The organism is Paenibacillus kribbensis (genome assembly GCF_001705305.1).
GTDB lineage: Bacteria > Bacillota > Bacilli > Paenibacillales > Paenibacillaceae > Paenibacillus > Paenibacillus kribbensis_B.
Genome location: NZ_MCBP01000002.1, coordinates 179,122 through 194,547, shown reverse-complemented (window position 1 = coordinate 194,547; position 15,426 = coordinate 179,122). Strand labels below are relative to the sequence as shown.

17 protein-coding genes and 1 riboswitch are annotated in these 15,426 nt (G+C 49.3%); all 17 genes read left to right on the top strand.

Features of this window, described 5'->3' with window-relative positions; genetic code table 11:
• Positions 1-3: 3 nt before the first annotated feature.
• The 17 genes from BAZ21_RS04110 (at position 4) to atpG (ending at position 15,359) form a co-directional block, all read left to right on the top strand.
• A complete protein-coding gene (locus BAZ21_RS04110) occupies positions 4-1,197 on the top strand; it encodes an FtsW/RodA/SpoVE family cell cycle protein (RefSeq protein ID WP_068497342.1) in 1,194 nt (397 codons plus the stop codon).
• Positions 1,198-1,380: 183 nt separating this feature from the next.
• Positions 1,381-2,073, top strand: a complete 693-nt coding sequence (gene spoIIR / locus BAZ21_RS04105; protein WP_068497340.1) for a stage II sporulation protein R — start codon at positions 1,381-1,383, stop codon at positions 2,071-2,073.
• 155 nt (positions 2,074-2,228) lie between these two features.
• The gene (locus BAZ21_RS04100; protein ID WP_068497337.1) at positions 2,229-3,548 is read left to right on the top strand and encodes an L-threonylcarbamoyladenylate synthase; all 1,320 of its coding nucleotides are present in this window, start codon (positions 2,229-2,231) and stop codon (positions 3,546-3,548) included.
• Between the two features lie 93 nt (positions 3,549-3,641).
• Positions 3,642-4,202, top strand: coding sequence for a manganese efflux pump MntP (locus BAZ21_RS04095; RefSeq protein WP_068497335.1), 561 nt, complete (start codon positions 3,642-3,644; stop codon positions 4,200-4,202).
• 103 nt (positions 4,203-4,305) lie between these two features.
• Positions 4,306-4,890 (top strand): low molecular weight protein arginine phosphatase, encoded by a 585-nt coding sequence (locus BAZ21_RS04090; RefSeq protein ID WP_068497333.1) that lies wholly within the window; start codon positions 4,306-4,308, stop codon positions 4,888-4,890.
• Positions 4,891-4,968: 78 nt separating this feature from the next.
• Positions 4,969-5,050, top strand: a riboswitch (ZMP/ZTP riboswitch).
• A 209-nt stretch (positions 5,051-5,259) separates the two neighbouring features.
• Positions 5,260-5,847 carry a TIGR01440 family protein gene (locus BAZ21_RS04085; RefSeq protein ID WP_068497331.1) on the top strand — a complete coding sequence of 196 codons (588 nt, stop codon included), beginning with the start codon at positions 5,260-5,262 and terminating at the stop codon, positions 5,845-5,847.
• A gap of 71 nt (positions 5,848-5,918) precedes the next feature.
• Positions 5,919-7,169 carry a serine hydroxymethyltransferase gene (glyA, locus tag BAZ21_RS04080; RefSeq protein ID WP_068497329.1) on the top strand — a complete coding sequence of 417 codons (1,251 nt, stop codon included), beginning with the start codon at positions 5,919-5,921 and terminating at the stop codon, positions 7,167-7,169.
• Between the two features lie 544 nt (positions 7,170-7,713).
• Positions 7,714-8,343 carry a uracil phosphoribosyltransferase gene (upp, locus tag BAZ21_RS04075; RefSeq protein WP_068497327.1) on the top strand — a complete coding sequence of 210 codons (630 nt, stop codon included), beginning with the start codon at positions 7,714-7,716 and terminating at the stop codon, positions 8,341-8,343.
• A gap of 108 nt (positions 8,344-8,451) precedes the next feature.
• Positions 8,452-9,618 carry a non-hydrolyzing UDP-N-acetylglucosamine 2-epimerase gene (gene wecB, locus BAZ21_RS04070; protein WP_068497326.1) on the top strand — a complete coding sequence of 389 codons (1,167 nt, stop codon included), beginning with the start codon at positions 8,452-8,454 and terminating at the stop codon, positions 9,616-9,618.
• A gap of 175 nt (positions 9,619-9,793) precedes the next feature.
• Entirely contained in the window at positions 9,794-10,048 is a 255-nt protein-coding gene (locus BAZ21_RS04065; RefSeq protein WP_068497324.1) for an AtpZ/AtpI family protein, read from the top strand.
• A complete protein-coding gene (locus BAZ21_RS04060; protein ID WP_007432752.1) occupies positions 10,041-10,421 on the top strand; it encodes an ATP synthase subunit I in 381 nt (126 codons plus the stop codon). The genes BAZ21_RS04065 and BAZ21_RS04060 overlap by 8 nt, the downstream gene beginning before the upstream one ends.
• A gap of 29 nt (positions 10,422-10,450) precedes the next feature.
• Complete coding sequence (atpB, locus tag BAZ21_RS04055; RefSeq protein WP_007432751.1) at positions 10,451-11,275, top strand: F0F1 ATP synthase subunit A; 825 nt, start codon at positions 10,451-10,453, stop codon at positions 11,273-11,275.
• Between the two features lie 105 nt (positions 11,276-11,380).
• A complete protein-coding gene (gene atpE, locus BAZ21_RS04050) occupies positions 11,381-11,605 on the top strand; it encodes a F0F1 ATP synthase subunit C (RefSeq protein ID WP_007432750.1) in 225 nt (74 codons plus the stop codon).
• Between the two features lie 109 nt (positions 11,606-11,714).
• Positions 11,715-12,203 carry a F0F1 ATP synthase subunit B gene (gene atpF / locus BAZ21_RS04045; protein WP_068497323.1) on the top strand — a complete coding sequence of 163 codons (489 nt, stop codon included), beginning with the start codon at positions 11,715-11,717 and terminating at the stop codon, positions 12,201-12,203.
• Complete coding sequence (locus BAZ21_RS04040) at positions 12,200-12,745, top strand: F0F1 ATP synthase subunit delta (protein WP_068497321.1); 546 nt, start codon at positions 12,200-12,202, stop codon at positions 12,743-12,745. Before atpF ends, BAZ21_RS04040 begins: the two co-directional genes overlap by 4 nt.
• A gap of 19 nt (positions 12,746-12,764) precedes the next feature.
• Positions 12,765-14,279, top strand: coding sequence for a F0F1 ATP synthase subunit alpha (gene atpA, locus BAZ21_RS04035; RefSeq protein WP_010349722.1), 1,515 nt, complete (start codon positions 12,765-12,767; stop codon positions 14,277-14,279).
• Between the two features lie 213 nt (positions 14,280-14,492).
• On the top strand, positions 14,493-15,359 hold the full coding sequence (atpG, locus tag BAZ21_RS04030) for an ATP synthase F1 subunit gamma (RefSeq protein ID WP_068497318.1): 867 nt from the start codon (positions 14,493-14,495) through the stop codon (positions 15,357-15,359).
• Positions 15,360-15,426 lie beyond the last annotated feature (67 nt).

Below are 15,426 nucleotides of genomic sequence, written 5' to 3'. Positions count from 1 at the left end.
ATCATGCTTCAGAAATTGAAAAAAATTGATGGTCCGGTTATCTTTATTCTGGTGTTGCTCATGGCGATTAGTATCATAACGGTATACAGCGCAGGTCGAGGTCCTACAAACCTGGCGGATCACGGCAACGATTACCAGAAGATGATCGGATATTATATATTGGGCTTTGTGGCGATCTTGGGTATAGCGGTGGTCGATTTTCGGATATTTATAAAAAAAGCACTGTATGTATATGGAGGCGGAATATTCCTGCTCGTGCTCGGTTTTTTTGGCGGGACGGTTAACAACTCCCAGGGCTTTTTGAAAATCGGTGGCTTGAACCTTCAGCCTGCCGAGGTATTCAAGCTGGTTCTTATCATCTTTCTGGCGTATATGCTGATCAAAAAGCGCAAGAGCAGGCTGTATTTTGTTCAGGACGTACTTCCAGTCGCTCTGGTGAGCTTTGTTCCTTTTGCTATGGTGATGGCGCAAAATGACTTGGGTAACGCGCTCGGATACATCGTCATCGTCATTGGTATGCTATGGATTGGGAATGTGAAGGCATCCCATGCGCTGATCGGATTTACCATATTTGCAGTCGCTGTTGGTGGCGGGCTCAAAGCCTATATCTCGTTTCACGATGAGATTGATTCCTTTATGAAAGGGATTGGTCGCAGTCACTGGGTGGAGCGTCTCGACCCTTGGCTGGTACCTGAAAAAGCGACCGCGAAGGCATCCTACCATACCAAAAACGCCAAGCTGGCGATTGCCTCTGGCGGAATGATGGGCAAAGGCTTTTTGCAGGGAACCTCGGTACAATCCGGGCGTGTTCCTTATACGTATGCGGATTCTATTTTTGTAGTGGTAGCGGAGGAATTCGGCTTTGTGGGCTCTTCGGTGCTGCTGTTGCTTTATTTTATTCTAATTCACCGTATGATCCTGATCTCGCTGGAATGCCGTGATCGTGCCGGACCGTATCTTATCGTGGGTATTGTGTCCATGCTGTTATATCAGATTTTTGAGAATATAGGCGCATTTCTGGGCATCATGCCGCTCACGGGGATTACGCTTCCGTTCATAAGCTACGGGGGTACGTCGTTGCTCATTAACATGGCTAGTATTGGTTTGGTTATGAGTATTAAGGTGCACGGTCAGGAGCTGGAGGATGATCTGCCACAGCCTTCCAGAGCGAATTTGACGAAGGCGAAAAAGGTCTAGTGTACATGGATTGTGGGTAGAACGGCGCGGCGAAAAAGTCCAGATTGCGAAATCTGGGCTTTTTCATATTCGCAAACCATAAACAAAGCTTTGCCCTGAACATTTTTGAGATTCATAGGTTTAGACTCTCCCAAACCGGACAAACTGATAGACATGATAGAGTTTGGGTTTGGGGGGATGAAGATGAAAAGCTGGGTAAAGCAAGCTGCCATGATCCTATTTTGTATTTCGATCTTAATGATGTCCTGGGAAGGCCAAAAAACGGATGCTGCCATGACCACAGGAACCAGAGGCCCTATAACGTCAGGAATGACAACAACCGGGACTAGAGTGATTCCACATGAATCTATCCGGCTGCGCATTTTAGCCAATTCAGATCGTCCAGAGGATCAACTGGTCAAGCGCGATATACGGGACGCCATCGTACAGCAGATGATTGCGTGGGTGGGAAAGCTGGAAAACCCGCAAAGCTTAAATCAGGCGAGATCGTTGATTGCTGCTCACTTGCCTGAAATTAATCGTTTGGTAGGTGCCGAGCTGGCTCGGCGCGGTATTGTATACAATCATCAGGTGGAACTGGCAAGCGTTCCTTTTCCGACGAAAATGTATGGTGGTCTTGTCTATCCTGCAGGGAATTATGAGGCCCTCCGGGTCACACTGGGACAAGGCAAAGGGCAAAATTGGTGGTGCGTGCTGTTTCCACCGTTGTGTTTTATTGATGCAGGCAGTGGGGAAGCAGCGGCACAAACGGTAGCGGCAAAAGCGAATCGCGGAGACAGTCAGACAAATGCGAATGGCAAGGAACCGGAAGTGCGCTTTTTTCTGTGGGATGCTCTTACGGGGTTGTGGGGCTGGGTAAGCGGCCTATTTGCCTAATCTTGAGAGTTGCAAGTCTCCCATATGCTATAATGGGATGTACAATATATATGAACATGGCAGGGCCGATTCAGTCGGGTTTTCAAAGCAGGTTTCTTTGGAGATCAAGCGATATGGACCGGACTGTATGACAATAAGATATGGGATGATCTGATATGACCGATAAATCGAATCCAATACAAGATGTGCACAGAGCGTTTGCAAGGAAGGAGGAGCCCAAGCGGGAGCTGGGTGAACAAGGGGTTCACAGGCTGAAGCAGGCATTGGAGGCTTCAGATACAAAATGGTGGGATGTAAGATGTTTGGTTCCCGAAACAGACATGACTGCAACTGCTAAGAGGACGTCTGCTGGAATGAAAGAAGCTGATGTTACGGTTGCTGTTCGTGAGACTGAAGAGGATGCCTCCAGCGAATTGGGGGGTGGACAGGCTTGGATTGCAGCGGAAAAGGGCATCCGTGAGGCCGCCGAGCTGCTTCAGGCGGGAGAGACGGTGGCATTCCCTACAGAAACCGTATACGGCCTGGGTGCCGATGCACGCAGTACAACAGCAGTGGAGGCTGTGTTTGCCGCCAAAGGGCGTCCTTCCGACAATCCGCTCATTGTACATATTTCCGATCCTGTTCAATTGAGCGGTATGGTAGCCCAAATAAACGATACGGCCCAGGCGCTGATGGAAGCGTTCTGGCCGGGACCGCTGACGCTGGTGCTGCCGGTGGTGCCGCGGGCGCTGTCACCTCGTGTGACGGCAGGACTGGACACGGTCGGCGTGCGTATGCCGGATCATCCGATAGCGCTGCGCCTGATCGCGGAAGCGGGTTGTCCGCTGGCTGCACCAAGCGCGAACCGCTCGGGAAGGCCCAGTCCGACCCTTGCACAGCATGTGCAGGAGGATCTGGAGGGCCGCATTGGCGGCATTCTGGACGGAGGCCCTACGGGTGTAGGGCTGGAGTCCACGGTGGTACAGGCCGGTGACGACGGAACCGTCACCATCCTGCGCCCCGGCGGCGTGACGGCCGAGCAGCTCGCTGCGGTCGCTCGCGCCGTCGCGCTGGACCCGGGCCTGGCCGCCGCTTCGCCCGGCGAGGACGCCGATAGCCCGGCACCGCGTTCGCCGGGCATGAAGTACACGCACTACGCGCCGCGCGGCCGCTTGAGTGTAGTGCAGGGCCCGTCGCCCGATGAGGTGGCGGGCTGGATTCGCGCTGCGCTGGCGGAGGCGCGCGCGCGCGGAGAGCGCACGGCGGTGCTCGCGTTCGACGAGCATGCCGCCAGCTACGCCGGAGAGCGCGTTTACGCGCTGGGCAAGCGGGACGCACTCCATGAGGCGGCGCAGCGCCTGTACGGCGTGCTGCGTCGCTGCGATGAGGACGGTGTCACTTATATTTTGTCGGAAGCCTGTCCGCCCAATGGGCTGGGAGAAGCTGTCATGAATCGTCTGCTGAAAGCGGCAGGTCATCGAGTCGTTCGTCTTTAGCATTATACAGGTACATCCACAGTATGCTTGTACTGTTTTCCCCCTTGTCCGCATAACGTGTACAAGAAAGGACGGATAATGGAGGGATGGAGTATGCTGTCAGCCTCTGCCCATGTCGGGCAGGTCGTAACGATTCTGATCATGGCAGTAGCGCTGGGGATGGATGCGTTATCGCTGGGTATAGGGATCGGCATGAAGGGGATACGCCTGCGGGATATGCTGCGCATCAGTACGGTTATTGGCTTTTTTCACATTCTGATGCCATTACTGGGGATGTTCACAGGCCATTATATGAGTTCTTTACTGGGCTATGTGACGACCTATTTTGCAGGTGGGCTACTCATCCTTTTAGGCGGGCATATGGTATATAGCTCCTTCAAGGGAGACGGTGTACAAGTGTTGGATCATCGTTCACCTTTGGGTCTTTTGTTGTTTGCGCTTGGGGTGAGCGTCGACTCGTTTTCTGTAGGGGTGTCGCTGGGGATGTTCCAAAGTGATCTGGTGCTGAGTGTTCTGGCGTTTGGCTTGTGCGGAGGAGTGATGGCGATGCTGGGATTGCTGCTGGGTCGCAAGGTCAGCCACAATCTAGGGGATTATGGAGAAGCCGTAGGCGGTGCTATTTTGCTGGCGTTTGGCTTTATGTTTATGTTTTGATTTTAGCGTGGACAGTGTAAAATAAATACAGAATGATAGCATAGGCTTAGGATTATAGTGATCCTCTGTTTATATATTTTGAAACATACGGGGGGTGAAAACGTTGAAGCATATCTTATTCGTATGCACAGGGAACACCTGTCGCAGTCCAATGGCTGAAGGGATGCTGCGCAAGCTGGCTGCTGAACACGGATTGGAGCTGGAGGTGCGCTCTGCGGGAGTGGCCGCGATGGAAGGCACACCGATATCCCGACACGCAGAGGCGGTTCTACGGGACCACGATATCTCGGATCGGATGACCTCGACCCCTTTGAGCGGTGGACTTGCCGAGTGGGCACATCTGATTTTAACCTTGACGCAAGGTCATAAGCAGCACGTCATTCAGCGGTTTCCCCATGCGGCGGACAAAGTATTTACGCTCAAGGAATATGCGGAGGATCGGGATGAGGTGCTGAATGATGTACAGGAGTTAGATGGCTTGTACGCTTCACAACAGTTGATGACTTCACTCGGACAAGAGCTGTCGGCGCAGGAGCGTGAGCGGATGATTGAGCTGCACCAACGGATTCCGGGCTTTGATATTTCCGATCCATTCGGGGGGGCGCGGGAGGATTACGATGTAACAGCTGCGGAAATCCGCACGGCACTGCATAAGCTGCTGGACAAGTTAAAGGCTTCCTCCGAATAAAGTCGGTGCCGCTCGTCTGATTTGTACGGAATCTGTTGATTTTCGGCGGTTAATCCGTTAAGATAAGGTGGAAAAATGAGAATCCGGTGTAACTGGCGACAACAGTGGGATTAACCACGATGGAGCATCGGATATACGGCCGGTCGCCTGGGCAAAAGAGCAATTCCACGTAGGTGTGGACTGCTCTTTTTTCGTATATGAGCTATTCCGGATCTTCTGCTGCCTTCTTGTTCTTCTATTTTTTCTGCTCGAAATCCGAATCATCGGCTATAATATAGTCAGATTGTGATATCAGGAGAAAGTCTGTTGAACTTGAGGCATGAGACCGTGCCTAGTCTCTGAGGGACTGTTCAACCAAGGGAGGTTCCAATGGCAGGACAATTGGATCGTGAGATTTCACTTGAAGCACAGACCGCTTCTGTCGTGCGGGAACTTGCTGAAGCGGCCGATCTGAAGGCTGGTCGTCTGCTGGTTGTTGGCGTAAGCACGAGTGAAGTGGCTGGAAGTCGGATCGGCACGGCGGGAGCGCTTGATGTGGCTCAGCAGCTGCTGGCTGGAGTAAAGTCCGTACGCCAGGTATATGGCTTTGACGTGGCGTTTCAATGCTGCGAGCATTTGAACCGTGCACTGGTCGTTGAGCGGGCTGTGCTGGAGCGGCTGGGATTCATGGAAGTTGCCGCCGTTCCTGTCCGTACGGCAGGCGGCTCTATGGCTGCGGTCGCCTATCGGTCACTGGACGACGCGTGTTTGGCGATGAACGTGCAGGCGCATGCCGGGATAGACATTGGCGAAACGCTGATTGGCATGCATCTGCGCCCCATAGCCGTTCCGTTTCGTCCAAGCCTTCGCTGGATTGGCGAAGCACGTGTGACTGCTGCATTCACGCGCCCTCCGCTGATTGGCGGACAACGGGCAGTGTACACCCTTGAACAAGAAGATGGCGGAAACTGTGATTAGCATTTGGCGTGGACTGTTTGTTTTATACTTTGTATACCCAACAATTGACTATGGAGAGGGAGTAATCAATCATGATGGAACATCTGCGTAATAGTGACCCGGCAGTGCTGGAAGCAATGGGACTTGAACTGAAACGACAACGCCACAATATCGAGCTGATCGCATCCGAGAACATCGTCAGTGAAGCGGTTATGGAAGCGATGGGCTCTGTACTGACAAATAAATATGCTGAAGGCTATCCGGGCAAACGTTACTACGGTGGCTGTGAGCACGTAGATATCGTCGAGGACATTGCACGTGATCGCGCCAAAGAATTGTTCGGTGCCGAGCATGCCAACGTGCAGCCTCACTCTGGAGCACAAGCGAACATGGCCGTGTATTTAGCAGCGCTCAAACCCGGAGATACCGTACTGGGTATGAATTTGGCGCATGGCGGCCATTTGACACACGGAAGTCCCGTTAACGCTTCCGGCTTGTTGTATAACTTTGTTGCTTATGGTGTACGTGAAGACGACTTCCGCATTGACTATGATGAAGTGCGCAAGGCGGCCTTCAAGCATCGCCCTCGTCTGATTGTAGCTGGGGCGAGCGCATATCCGCGTACCATTGATTTTGAAGCCTTTGCTTCCATTGCCAGCGATGTGGGGGCGTTGTTCATGGTAGATATGGCGCATATCGCCGGTCTGGTGGCAGCGGGTATTCACCCTAACCCGGTTCCGCATGCTCAATTTGTAACCACAACGACGCATAAAACGCTGCGTGGTCCGCGTGGCGGATTGATTCTGACTCGCAAAGCGTGGGCACAGGCGATTGACAAGGCTATTTTCCCAGGTACTCAGGGTGGCCCATTAATGCATGTGATCGCGTCCAAAGCGGTTGCCTTGGGTGAAGCGCTCCAGCCTTCTTTCAAAACCTATGCACAAAACGTGGTTCGCAATGCACAGGTGCTGGCTGAGACACTGCTGGCAGAGGGAATTAACATCGTATCGGGTGGTACAGATAATCACCTGATGCTGCTGGATACACGTAATCTGAACATTACAGGTAAAGAAGCGGAGCATGTACTGGATTCCGTAGGCATTACGGTGAACAAAAACGCGATTCCTTTCGACCCGACCAGCCCGTTCGTTACCAGCGGAATTCGTATCGGTACTCCTGCTGCGACATCTCGTGGTATGGATGAAGAGGCTATGGTTAAAATCGGTAAAATCATTGCCGAAACGCTCAAAAATCCGAAGGATGATACGGTATTGTCCAAAGCAAGCCAAGCGGTTGGCGAGCTGACTGAAAAATTCCCGATCTATCCGGGTACTCAATACTAATTATATCGGTCACCTATCCAGGTTGAATAAGGCTGTTTTCCTTCTGCAAGTCGGAGGGGAATCAGCCCTTATTGTTTTCTGGCGACTCGAAACTTACATTTTTGGGTAAATAACCGTTTACATATATAATGAAGCGTTTACAAAAAATCATCTTGGATTAGGGAGCTCCAAAGCTTACCATATGCTGTTTGGCTGGTATGTACACACTTTCGGATTGTGGAAATTCGAAAGGATTTTAAAGTTCTACAGGCTTTAGCGGTCAAGGGCCGTCAGGGCCTTTTTTTGATTCGATTTTCTATGACAAAAGTCACCCGCAAAGTAGCGGAGTGGGTATTTTACTTTACATATCTTTCTCTTGACTAAAGGTTGCGGTGGCAGGTGTTAAATCAATCAAGGGAATGTTATAATAAACAGGATTTACAGGCACGCACTGCATCTGTGCTTATTTGGTTTGTACAAATAGGTTACATAGATCCCTTTCCATTCAGAATGTTCGATATTCTGGTGCGGAAGAACGTGACGATAATACCGGAGGGAATATATCATGGCAAAACTGGTGGTTTGTGATCACCCTTTGATCCAACACAAACTTACATTTATCCGCGATGTGCGGACCAACACCAAGGATTTCCGCGAGCTCGTGGATGAAGTAGCAACTTTGATGGCTTATGAAATTACGAGGGACATCCCGTTGGAAAGCATTACGGTGCAAACACCGGTTGCTGAGACAGAAGGTAAAGTGATTTCCGGACGTATGCTGGGACTCATTCCAATTTTGCGTGCAGGCTTGGGTATGCTGGACGGCGTTGTAAAGCTGCTGCCAGCAGCAAAGGTAGGTCATGTGGGATTGTTCCGAGATCCTGAAACATTGCAGCCTGTGGAATACTACACGAAGTTGCCTACAGACGTGACTGAGCGTGAATTGATCGTCATTGATCCGATGCTTGCAACAGGCGGCTCGGCGATTGCGGCCATTGATGTGTTGAAAAAGAGAGGCTGTACCCAAATTAAAATGATGAATCTGATTGCTGCTCCTGAGGGAGTCAAAGCTGTACAAGATGCGCATCCTGATGTAGACATTTATGTCGCTGCACTGGACGAGCGTCTGGATGATCATGGCTATATCGTTCCAGGTCTTGGTGACGCGGGAGACCGCTTGTACGGAACCAAGTAGACCGTCTTTGGCGTTTCGGCAAATTTATGGACGTTGCGGACAGATCGTTTTCGGATTAAGAAGATCTGTGAACCGGACGTTTATTTATGAAAAGGGGTTCAACTCAAAATGTCCAAAATCAAAGTAATGACCATCTTTGGAGTGCGTCCGGAAGCAATTAAAATGGCTCCTCTCATTTTGGAGCTTCAGCGTCATCCGGAGCATATCGAGTCCGTGGTATGCGTTACAGCTCAACATCGCCAAATGCTTGATCAGGTTCTGGAGGTCTTTAACATTCACCCTGACTATGATCTGGATGTGATGAAAGACCGTCAGACACTCAACGAAATTTCCATACGTGTACTTCAGGGGCTGGAACCTGTACTGCGCGAGGCCAAGCCGGATATCGTATTGGTTCACGGTGATACGTTGACGACTTTCCTGGCGAGCTACGCAGCCTTTATGCAACAAATTGAAGTAGGGCATGTGGAAGCAGGCTTGCGGACATGGAACAAGCTTTCTCCATATCCGGAGGAAATGAACCGTCAGCTCACAGGTGTACTATCTGATCTTCATTTCTCGCCTACTTCTTTATCCGCTGGAAATTTGCGGAAGGAAAATAAACCTGAATCGCGAATATATGTAACAGGAAATACGGTGACTGACGTATTTCAGTATACGGTTCGCCAGGATTACGAGCACCCGGTACTGGATTGGGCGCAGGGCAAGCGTTTGATTCTTATGACAGCCCACCGTAGGGAGTCACAAGGGGAACCACACCGTCAAATTTTTAATGCGGTAAAACGGATCGCAGACGAATTTGAAGATATCGCTATCGTGTATCCGGTTCATCCGAGTCCGGCTGTGAAGGAGCCTGCATTTGAGATTTTAGGCAACCATCCGCGTATTAAGCTGATTGATCCGCTGGATGTCGTGGATCTGCACAATTTTTATCCGCACACGCACCTGATTCTTACGGATTCCGGCGGTCTTCAGGAAGAAGCGCCTTCGTTCGGAGTACCTGTACTGGTACTGCGGGATACGACCGAAAGACCGGAAGGAATTGAGGCAGGCACATTGGAATTGGTCGGTACGAGTGAAGAGAATGTCTACAATCGCACCAAGGCACTTTTGACAGATTCCGCGTTGTATGAGGCTATGAGTCAGGCGGCGAATCCTTACGGTGACGGACAGGCTTCGGTAAGAATTGTCAATGCGATTTTGCACCATTATGGTGTTAAATCTGAACGTCCTGAGAAATTTCACACAATGTTCACAAAAGGTGTTCGCTCGTAATAATATTCCTTTACAAGGCAAGCATACAGTTAAACTGTACGGTTACCAAGGGATACAGCATTTTTAGATGCTTTGTCGACTGATTTTTATACTTTAGGGCACTAAAATATCTCAATTGACAAAGCATCTTATATTTAAGTAAAATGGACTGGAATTGCAGGGGTGACATGGAAAAGTGGTCAAACCTTCCAAGCAAAACAACAACCAAAATAACACCGGAAATGCCTTCAAGGCAATTGGACTGGTGAGCGCTATCGGCATTGATCTGACGGTATGCACACTGGGTGGTTTCTATGCCGGAAAATGGCTTGATGCCAAACTTGGTGGCTCCGGAATTTGGATTGGCGTAAGCGTTCTCGCAGGCTTGGTTGTAGGCGCATTGAGTATTGCCCTTGTGATCGGAAAGGTATTGAGGGATAGCCATGAATGAGATGACCCGTATGCAAAAAATGTTATGGATCGTAGCGCTTATGATTATGGCTCTGTGTTTCCTGGTCTCCGCTTTCATGCCCCAACATCGTGACATTGCTCACGGAATCATTCTGGGAACGGGAGTAAGCTGTCTAAATGTGCTGTATATGGCCTACAAAATTCGACAGGTTGCGAGTGCGGCCGCCGGTGAAAGAAAGAAGAGAGTAGTAGGTATTGGCTTTGGCGTTCGATTAGCGACCTCAATTTTGGCAGTGGTGCTGGCTGTAGAATTTCCGGCCTATTTCGATGAGATCGCTGTAATGGCAAGCCTTGTAACTGGGCAATTCCTTCTTTTAATTATAGGCATCATATTCGCGCTTCAGGAAAAATGATGGCTCAACTGAGAAAGGGGTGAGAAAACATGTTGCATGAATCACCGATTATCCAATTGGGCGGGTTTAGCATTGACTTGTCCGTCATTATTATGCTGGTAGTGACCTGCGCTATTGTGTTTGGACTGGCTTTTGCTGCAACGCGCAATTTGTCTGTGGACAATCCAGGAAAGCTGCAAAACTTTTTGGAATGGGTTGTCGAATTCGTTCAAGGACTCATTTCCAGTACGATGGATTTGAAAAAAGGGAAGCCATTCCTTTCTTTAGGGATGACGCTGATCATGTTCATTTTCGTCGGAAATATGCTGGGTCTGCCGTTCGGGATCGTGACTGAATTCGATAATGTGCAAAGCGCACAAGTATTCGGGCATGATATCGTTCCGGTCAAGGAAGCATTAGAGCAAGCACAGGCGACTCATCCGGGCGAAGCTGCCCATGTAGGTGTCAACTGGTGGAAATCACCTACCGCAGATGCAGGGGTATCCATTGGACTGGCATTGATGATCTTTGTTCTGGTTCATTTCCTGGGAATCTTCCGTAACACCAAAGCTTACTTTAAGCACTACGTTCAGCCATTTCCTTTCTTTCTGCCAATTAACCTGATTGAGCAGTTCTCAAAACTACTGACACATGGTATGCGTCTATTCGGTAATATTTTTGCCGGCGAAGTTTTGATCAGTGTTCTGCTGAAAATGACAGCACTTGGCGTTGGAGGTATGGTTGCTTCCGTATTGGGACTCGTGGTCTGGCAAGGATTCAGTATTTTTGTCGGCAGTATCCAGGCGTTCGTCTTTACGATTCTGACGTTTGTATATATTTCACAGTCCATTGATACGCATGAAGAAGAGCATTAGACAGGCTCATTTTCCGGTTTTTAGTTAAGTTCAGGAGTGCGCTTCGCTCTTAACTGCAAATACATGTAAAATACAAATACACATCACTAAGGAGGATTTTTAAAAATGGGAGTTTGGGCATATATCGCAGCTGCAATCGCAGTAGGTTTGGGCGCTTTGGGCGCTGGTATCGGTAACGGTCTGATCGTAAGTAAAACAGTTGAAGGTATCGCTCGTCAGCCTGAAGCAAAAGCAACATTGCAAACAGTAATGTTTATCGGTGTAGGTCTGGTCGAAGCCCTGCCAATCATCGGGGTCGTTCTGGCATTCATTTTCTACGCAGGTGCTTAATTGAATGGAAGCAAGGTTTGGCGGGGAAGGCACAGCCATCCGCGCCTTCTTTGTTCGTTTGAATATGAAAGATCTAGGACTGACGTTCACCGGAAAGGAGTGACTTCAATTGCATTTTAATTGGACAAGTATCGTGTTTACTGTCATTGCATTTTTGATCTTGTACTGGTTGCTGACCCGTTATGCATTCGGCCCTCTCTTTTCAGTTATGGAGAAGCGGCGTGAGCTTGTTTTGAAGCAAATGAGTGAAGCGGCACAAACGCGTGAACAGGCTGCTGCCTATGTTGAGGAGCAAAAACAGGCTCTCCAGCAAGCGCGCAAGGAAGCCTACGATATTATTGAGCAGTCGAAACAAACTGGTAACAAGCAAGCGGAGCAAATTATCATTCAGGCTAAAGATGAAGCGGTTCGCCTGAAAGACGAAGCTGTTCGTGAAATCACAAGCGAGCGCAATAAGGCAGTTGCCGAACTGCGCAGCGAAGTGGGTAAAGCTTCGGTACAAATTGCTTCCAAACTGCTTCAAAAAGAAATCAAGGAAGACCAAGTCCAGGGAGAGCTTGTCGACCAGTACCTTAAAGAGGTAGGAGGCAAAGCATGAGCCGGGATACGGTAGTTGCCAAACGGTACGCGAAAGCCTTGTTTGAAGTGGCAGAGCAGGAGCAGACCATTATGGAGACCGAGCAGGAACTGCGTGCTTTTGTAGAGGCTGTATCGGGGGATGCGGAAATCCGTAAGTTTATTAATTCTCCTAATATTACGGAAGAGGTCAAGCTTCAGGTTCTGGCCAACAGCTTTGAAGGCAAGCTGTCTACCTCGCTGATTAACACGATTAAGCTGTTGATTCAGCGCAGCAGAGCCGATTTGTTTGAAGATCTCCTTGCCGGATACCTTGAGATTCAGGAGTACAAGCTGGGACTGGCCCATGCAAAGGTGTATTCCACCTATGCGTTGAGTGAGCAGGAAAAAGCAACGGTAGCCGAGGAATTCGGAGCCCGTGAACATAAAACAATCCGTGTGGAAAATATAGTAGACCCGAGTCTGCTGGGCGGATTGAAAGTGGTTATCGGCGATACACTGTACGACGGCAGTCTGGCCGGCAAGCTGGATCGTCTTGAGAAATCCTTTAACAGACGAGTATAGAAGATAGGGGTGAACACACTTGAGTATCAAACCTGAAGAAATCAGTTCATTGATTAAAAGTCAGATTGAACAATATAAAAATGATATCGAGGTCGTTGAAGTCGGCACTGTTGTTGAAGTCGGCGACGGTATTGCCCGCGTCTACGGACTGGAAAAAGTCATGGCCGGGGAATTGGTTGAATTCGATAATGGCGTATTGGGCTTGGCGCTCAACGTGGAAGAGAGCAATGTCGGTGTCGTTATTCTTGGACCATTCTCTGACATTCGTGAAGGTGGTCAAGTAAAACGTACAGGCCAAATCATGCAGGTCCCTGTTGGGGACGCACTGATTGGACGCGTTGTTAATCCATTGGGACAACCAGTCGATGGCAAAGGCCCAATTGCTACCACGGAATTCCGTCCGGTGGAAAGTCAGGCTCCAGGTGTTATGGCCCGTAAATCCGTACATGAGCCAATGCAAACAGGAATTAAAGCCATTGACGCTATGGTTCCGATTGGCCGCGGTCAACGTGAGCTGATCATCGGTGACCGTCAAACAGGTAAAACTTCTATTGCGATTGATGCGATTCTGAACCAAAAAGGCAACGGCATGAAATGTATTTATGTTGCCATTGGTCAAAAACAATCTACGGTAGCTCAAGTTGTTGAAACATTGCGTCGTCACGGTGCTTTGGAATATACGATTGTTGTTACGGCATCTGCTTCTGAGCCATCACCTTTGCTGTACATTGCCCCTTACTCCGGGTGCGCTATGGGTGAGTACTTCATGTACAAAGGCGAGCATGTCCTTGTCGTATATGATGACTTGACCAAACAAGCGTCTGCGTACCGGGAGCTTTCCCTGTTGCTGCGTCGTCCACCGGGTCGTGAGGCTTATCCGGGTGACGTTTTCTATCTGCATTCTCGCTTGCTGGAACGTGCAGCGAAGCTGAATGATGAATTGGGTGGCGGCTCACTTACTGCGCTTCCGTTTATCGAGACACAGGCTTCCGACGTTTCTGCATACATTCCAACTAACGTAATCTCCATCACAGATGGACAAATTTTTCTGGAAGCTGACTTGTTCTATGCAGGTCAACGCCCGGCGATTAACGTAGGTATTTCTGTATCCCGTGTAGGGGGCTCCGCTCAGATTAAAGCGATGAAAAAGGTTGCAGGTTCCCTGCGTCTGGATCTTGCTCAATATCGTGAGCTTCAAGCGTTCTCCCAATTCGGTTCCGATTTGGATAAATCCACGAAAGCCCGTCTTGACCGTGGTGCGCGCATGATGGAAATCCTGAAACAGGGTGTACATCAGCCGCTGCCTGTTGAGCAGCAAGTCGTGAGCTTGTACACTGCTGTTAAAGGCTTCCTTGATGATATCCCGGTAGCGGATGTAAAACGTTTTGAAAAGGACTTCTTGTCTTTCATGGTGTCTGATCATCAGGATGTGCTCCAATCTATCCGTGATACAAAAGACTTGGTGGCTGATAACGAAGCAGCTTTGAAGGCAGCTATCGAGAAATTCAAAAAATCATTTGCCACGTCGGTTTAATACATGAATTTGCCTGTTTATGACGAAAAATGTTCTAAGGAAGCGTGCCCCTCGGGCTTTGGCTTCCTTGGCACGTTTTACCCTCAATAACAGGCCCTTTAACATATGTTCGGCTGGGCTTGAATCTTTACAAAGTGGCTTTGTTTTTCTCAAAGCTAAGGATTGCTTACGAAGTTAGCTTTGGCCTTGCCAAAGCTTGAAGGTGGTGAAATCATGGCAAAAGGTATGCGCGAGATTAAACGTCAGATTAAAAGTGTGCAGAGTACAAAGCAAATTACGAAAGCGATGGAAATGGTCGCTGCATCCAAGCTGAGAAAAGCTCAGGAGAAAGCGGAATCGGCTCGTCCTTACGCGGAAAAGCTTAAGGAAGTCGTCAGCAGTATTGCTTCTGGATCGAATAACGTCAAGCATCCAATGCTGGAGACGCGTCCGGTCAAGAAGACTGCTTATCTCATCATCACATCTGATCGTGGTCTGGCTGGTGGTTATAACGCCAATATTTTGCGGCAGGTTACGCAGACGATTGCGGAACGTCACCGTTCACAGGATGAATATGTGATTTTCATCATCGGACGAAAAGGACGGGATTATTTCAGACGTCGTGAGTTCCCTATTGCAGAGTCAGTGACTGACTTGTCGGATACACCTGCTTTTGCAGATATCAAAACGATTGCAAGCAAGGCTGTAAAAGGCTTTGAACTTAAAGAATTTGATGAGCTTTATCTATGCTATAACCGCTTTGTCAACGCACTGACTCAAATTCCGACCGTTGACCGTTTGTTGCCAATGGCAACACCGGATTCGGATACTGCTTCATCCTCGGTTGATTACGAGTATGAGCCTTCACCAGAAGGAGTGCTGGAAGTATTGTTGCCGCGTTATGCAGAAACACTTATCTACGGCGCTTTGCTGGATGGTAAAGCTAGTGAGCTGGGAGCGAAGATGACGGCGATGGGTTCTGCTACCAAAAATGCTACCAAGCTGATTGGTGAACTGTCGCTGACCTATAACCGTGCCCGTCAAGCGGCTATTACCCAGGAAATTACGGAAATTGTGGCAGGGGCAAATGCTCAGTCTTAATGAGCTTTTGCAGACTGCTGTATAGCAGAGCCTATACTAATATGATCATTTGCGAGCGCAAAACAAA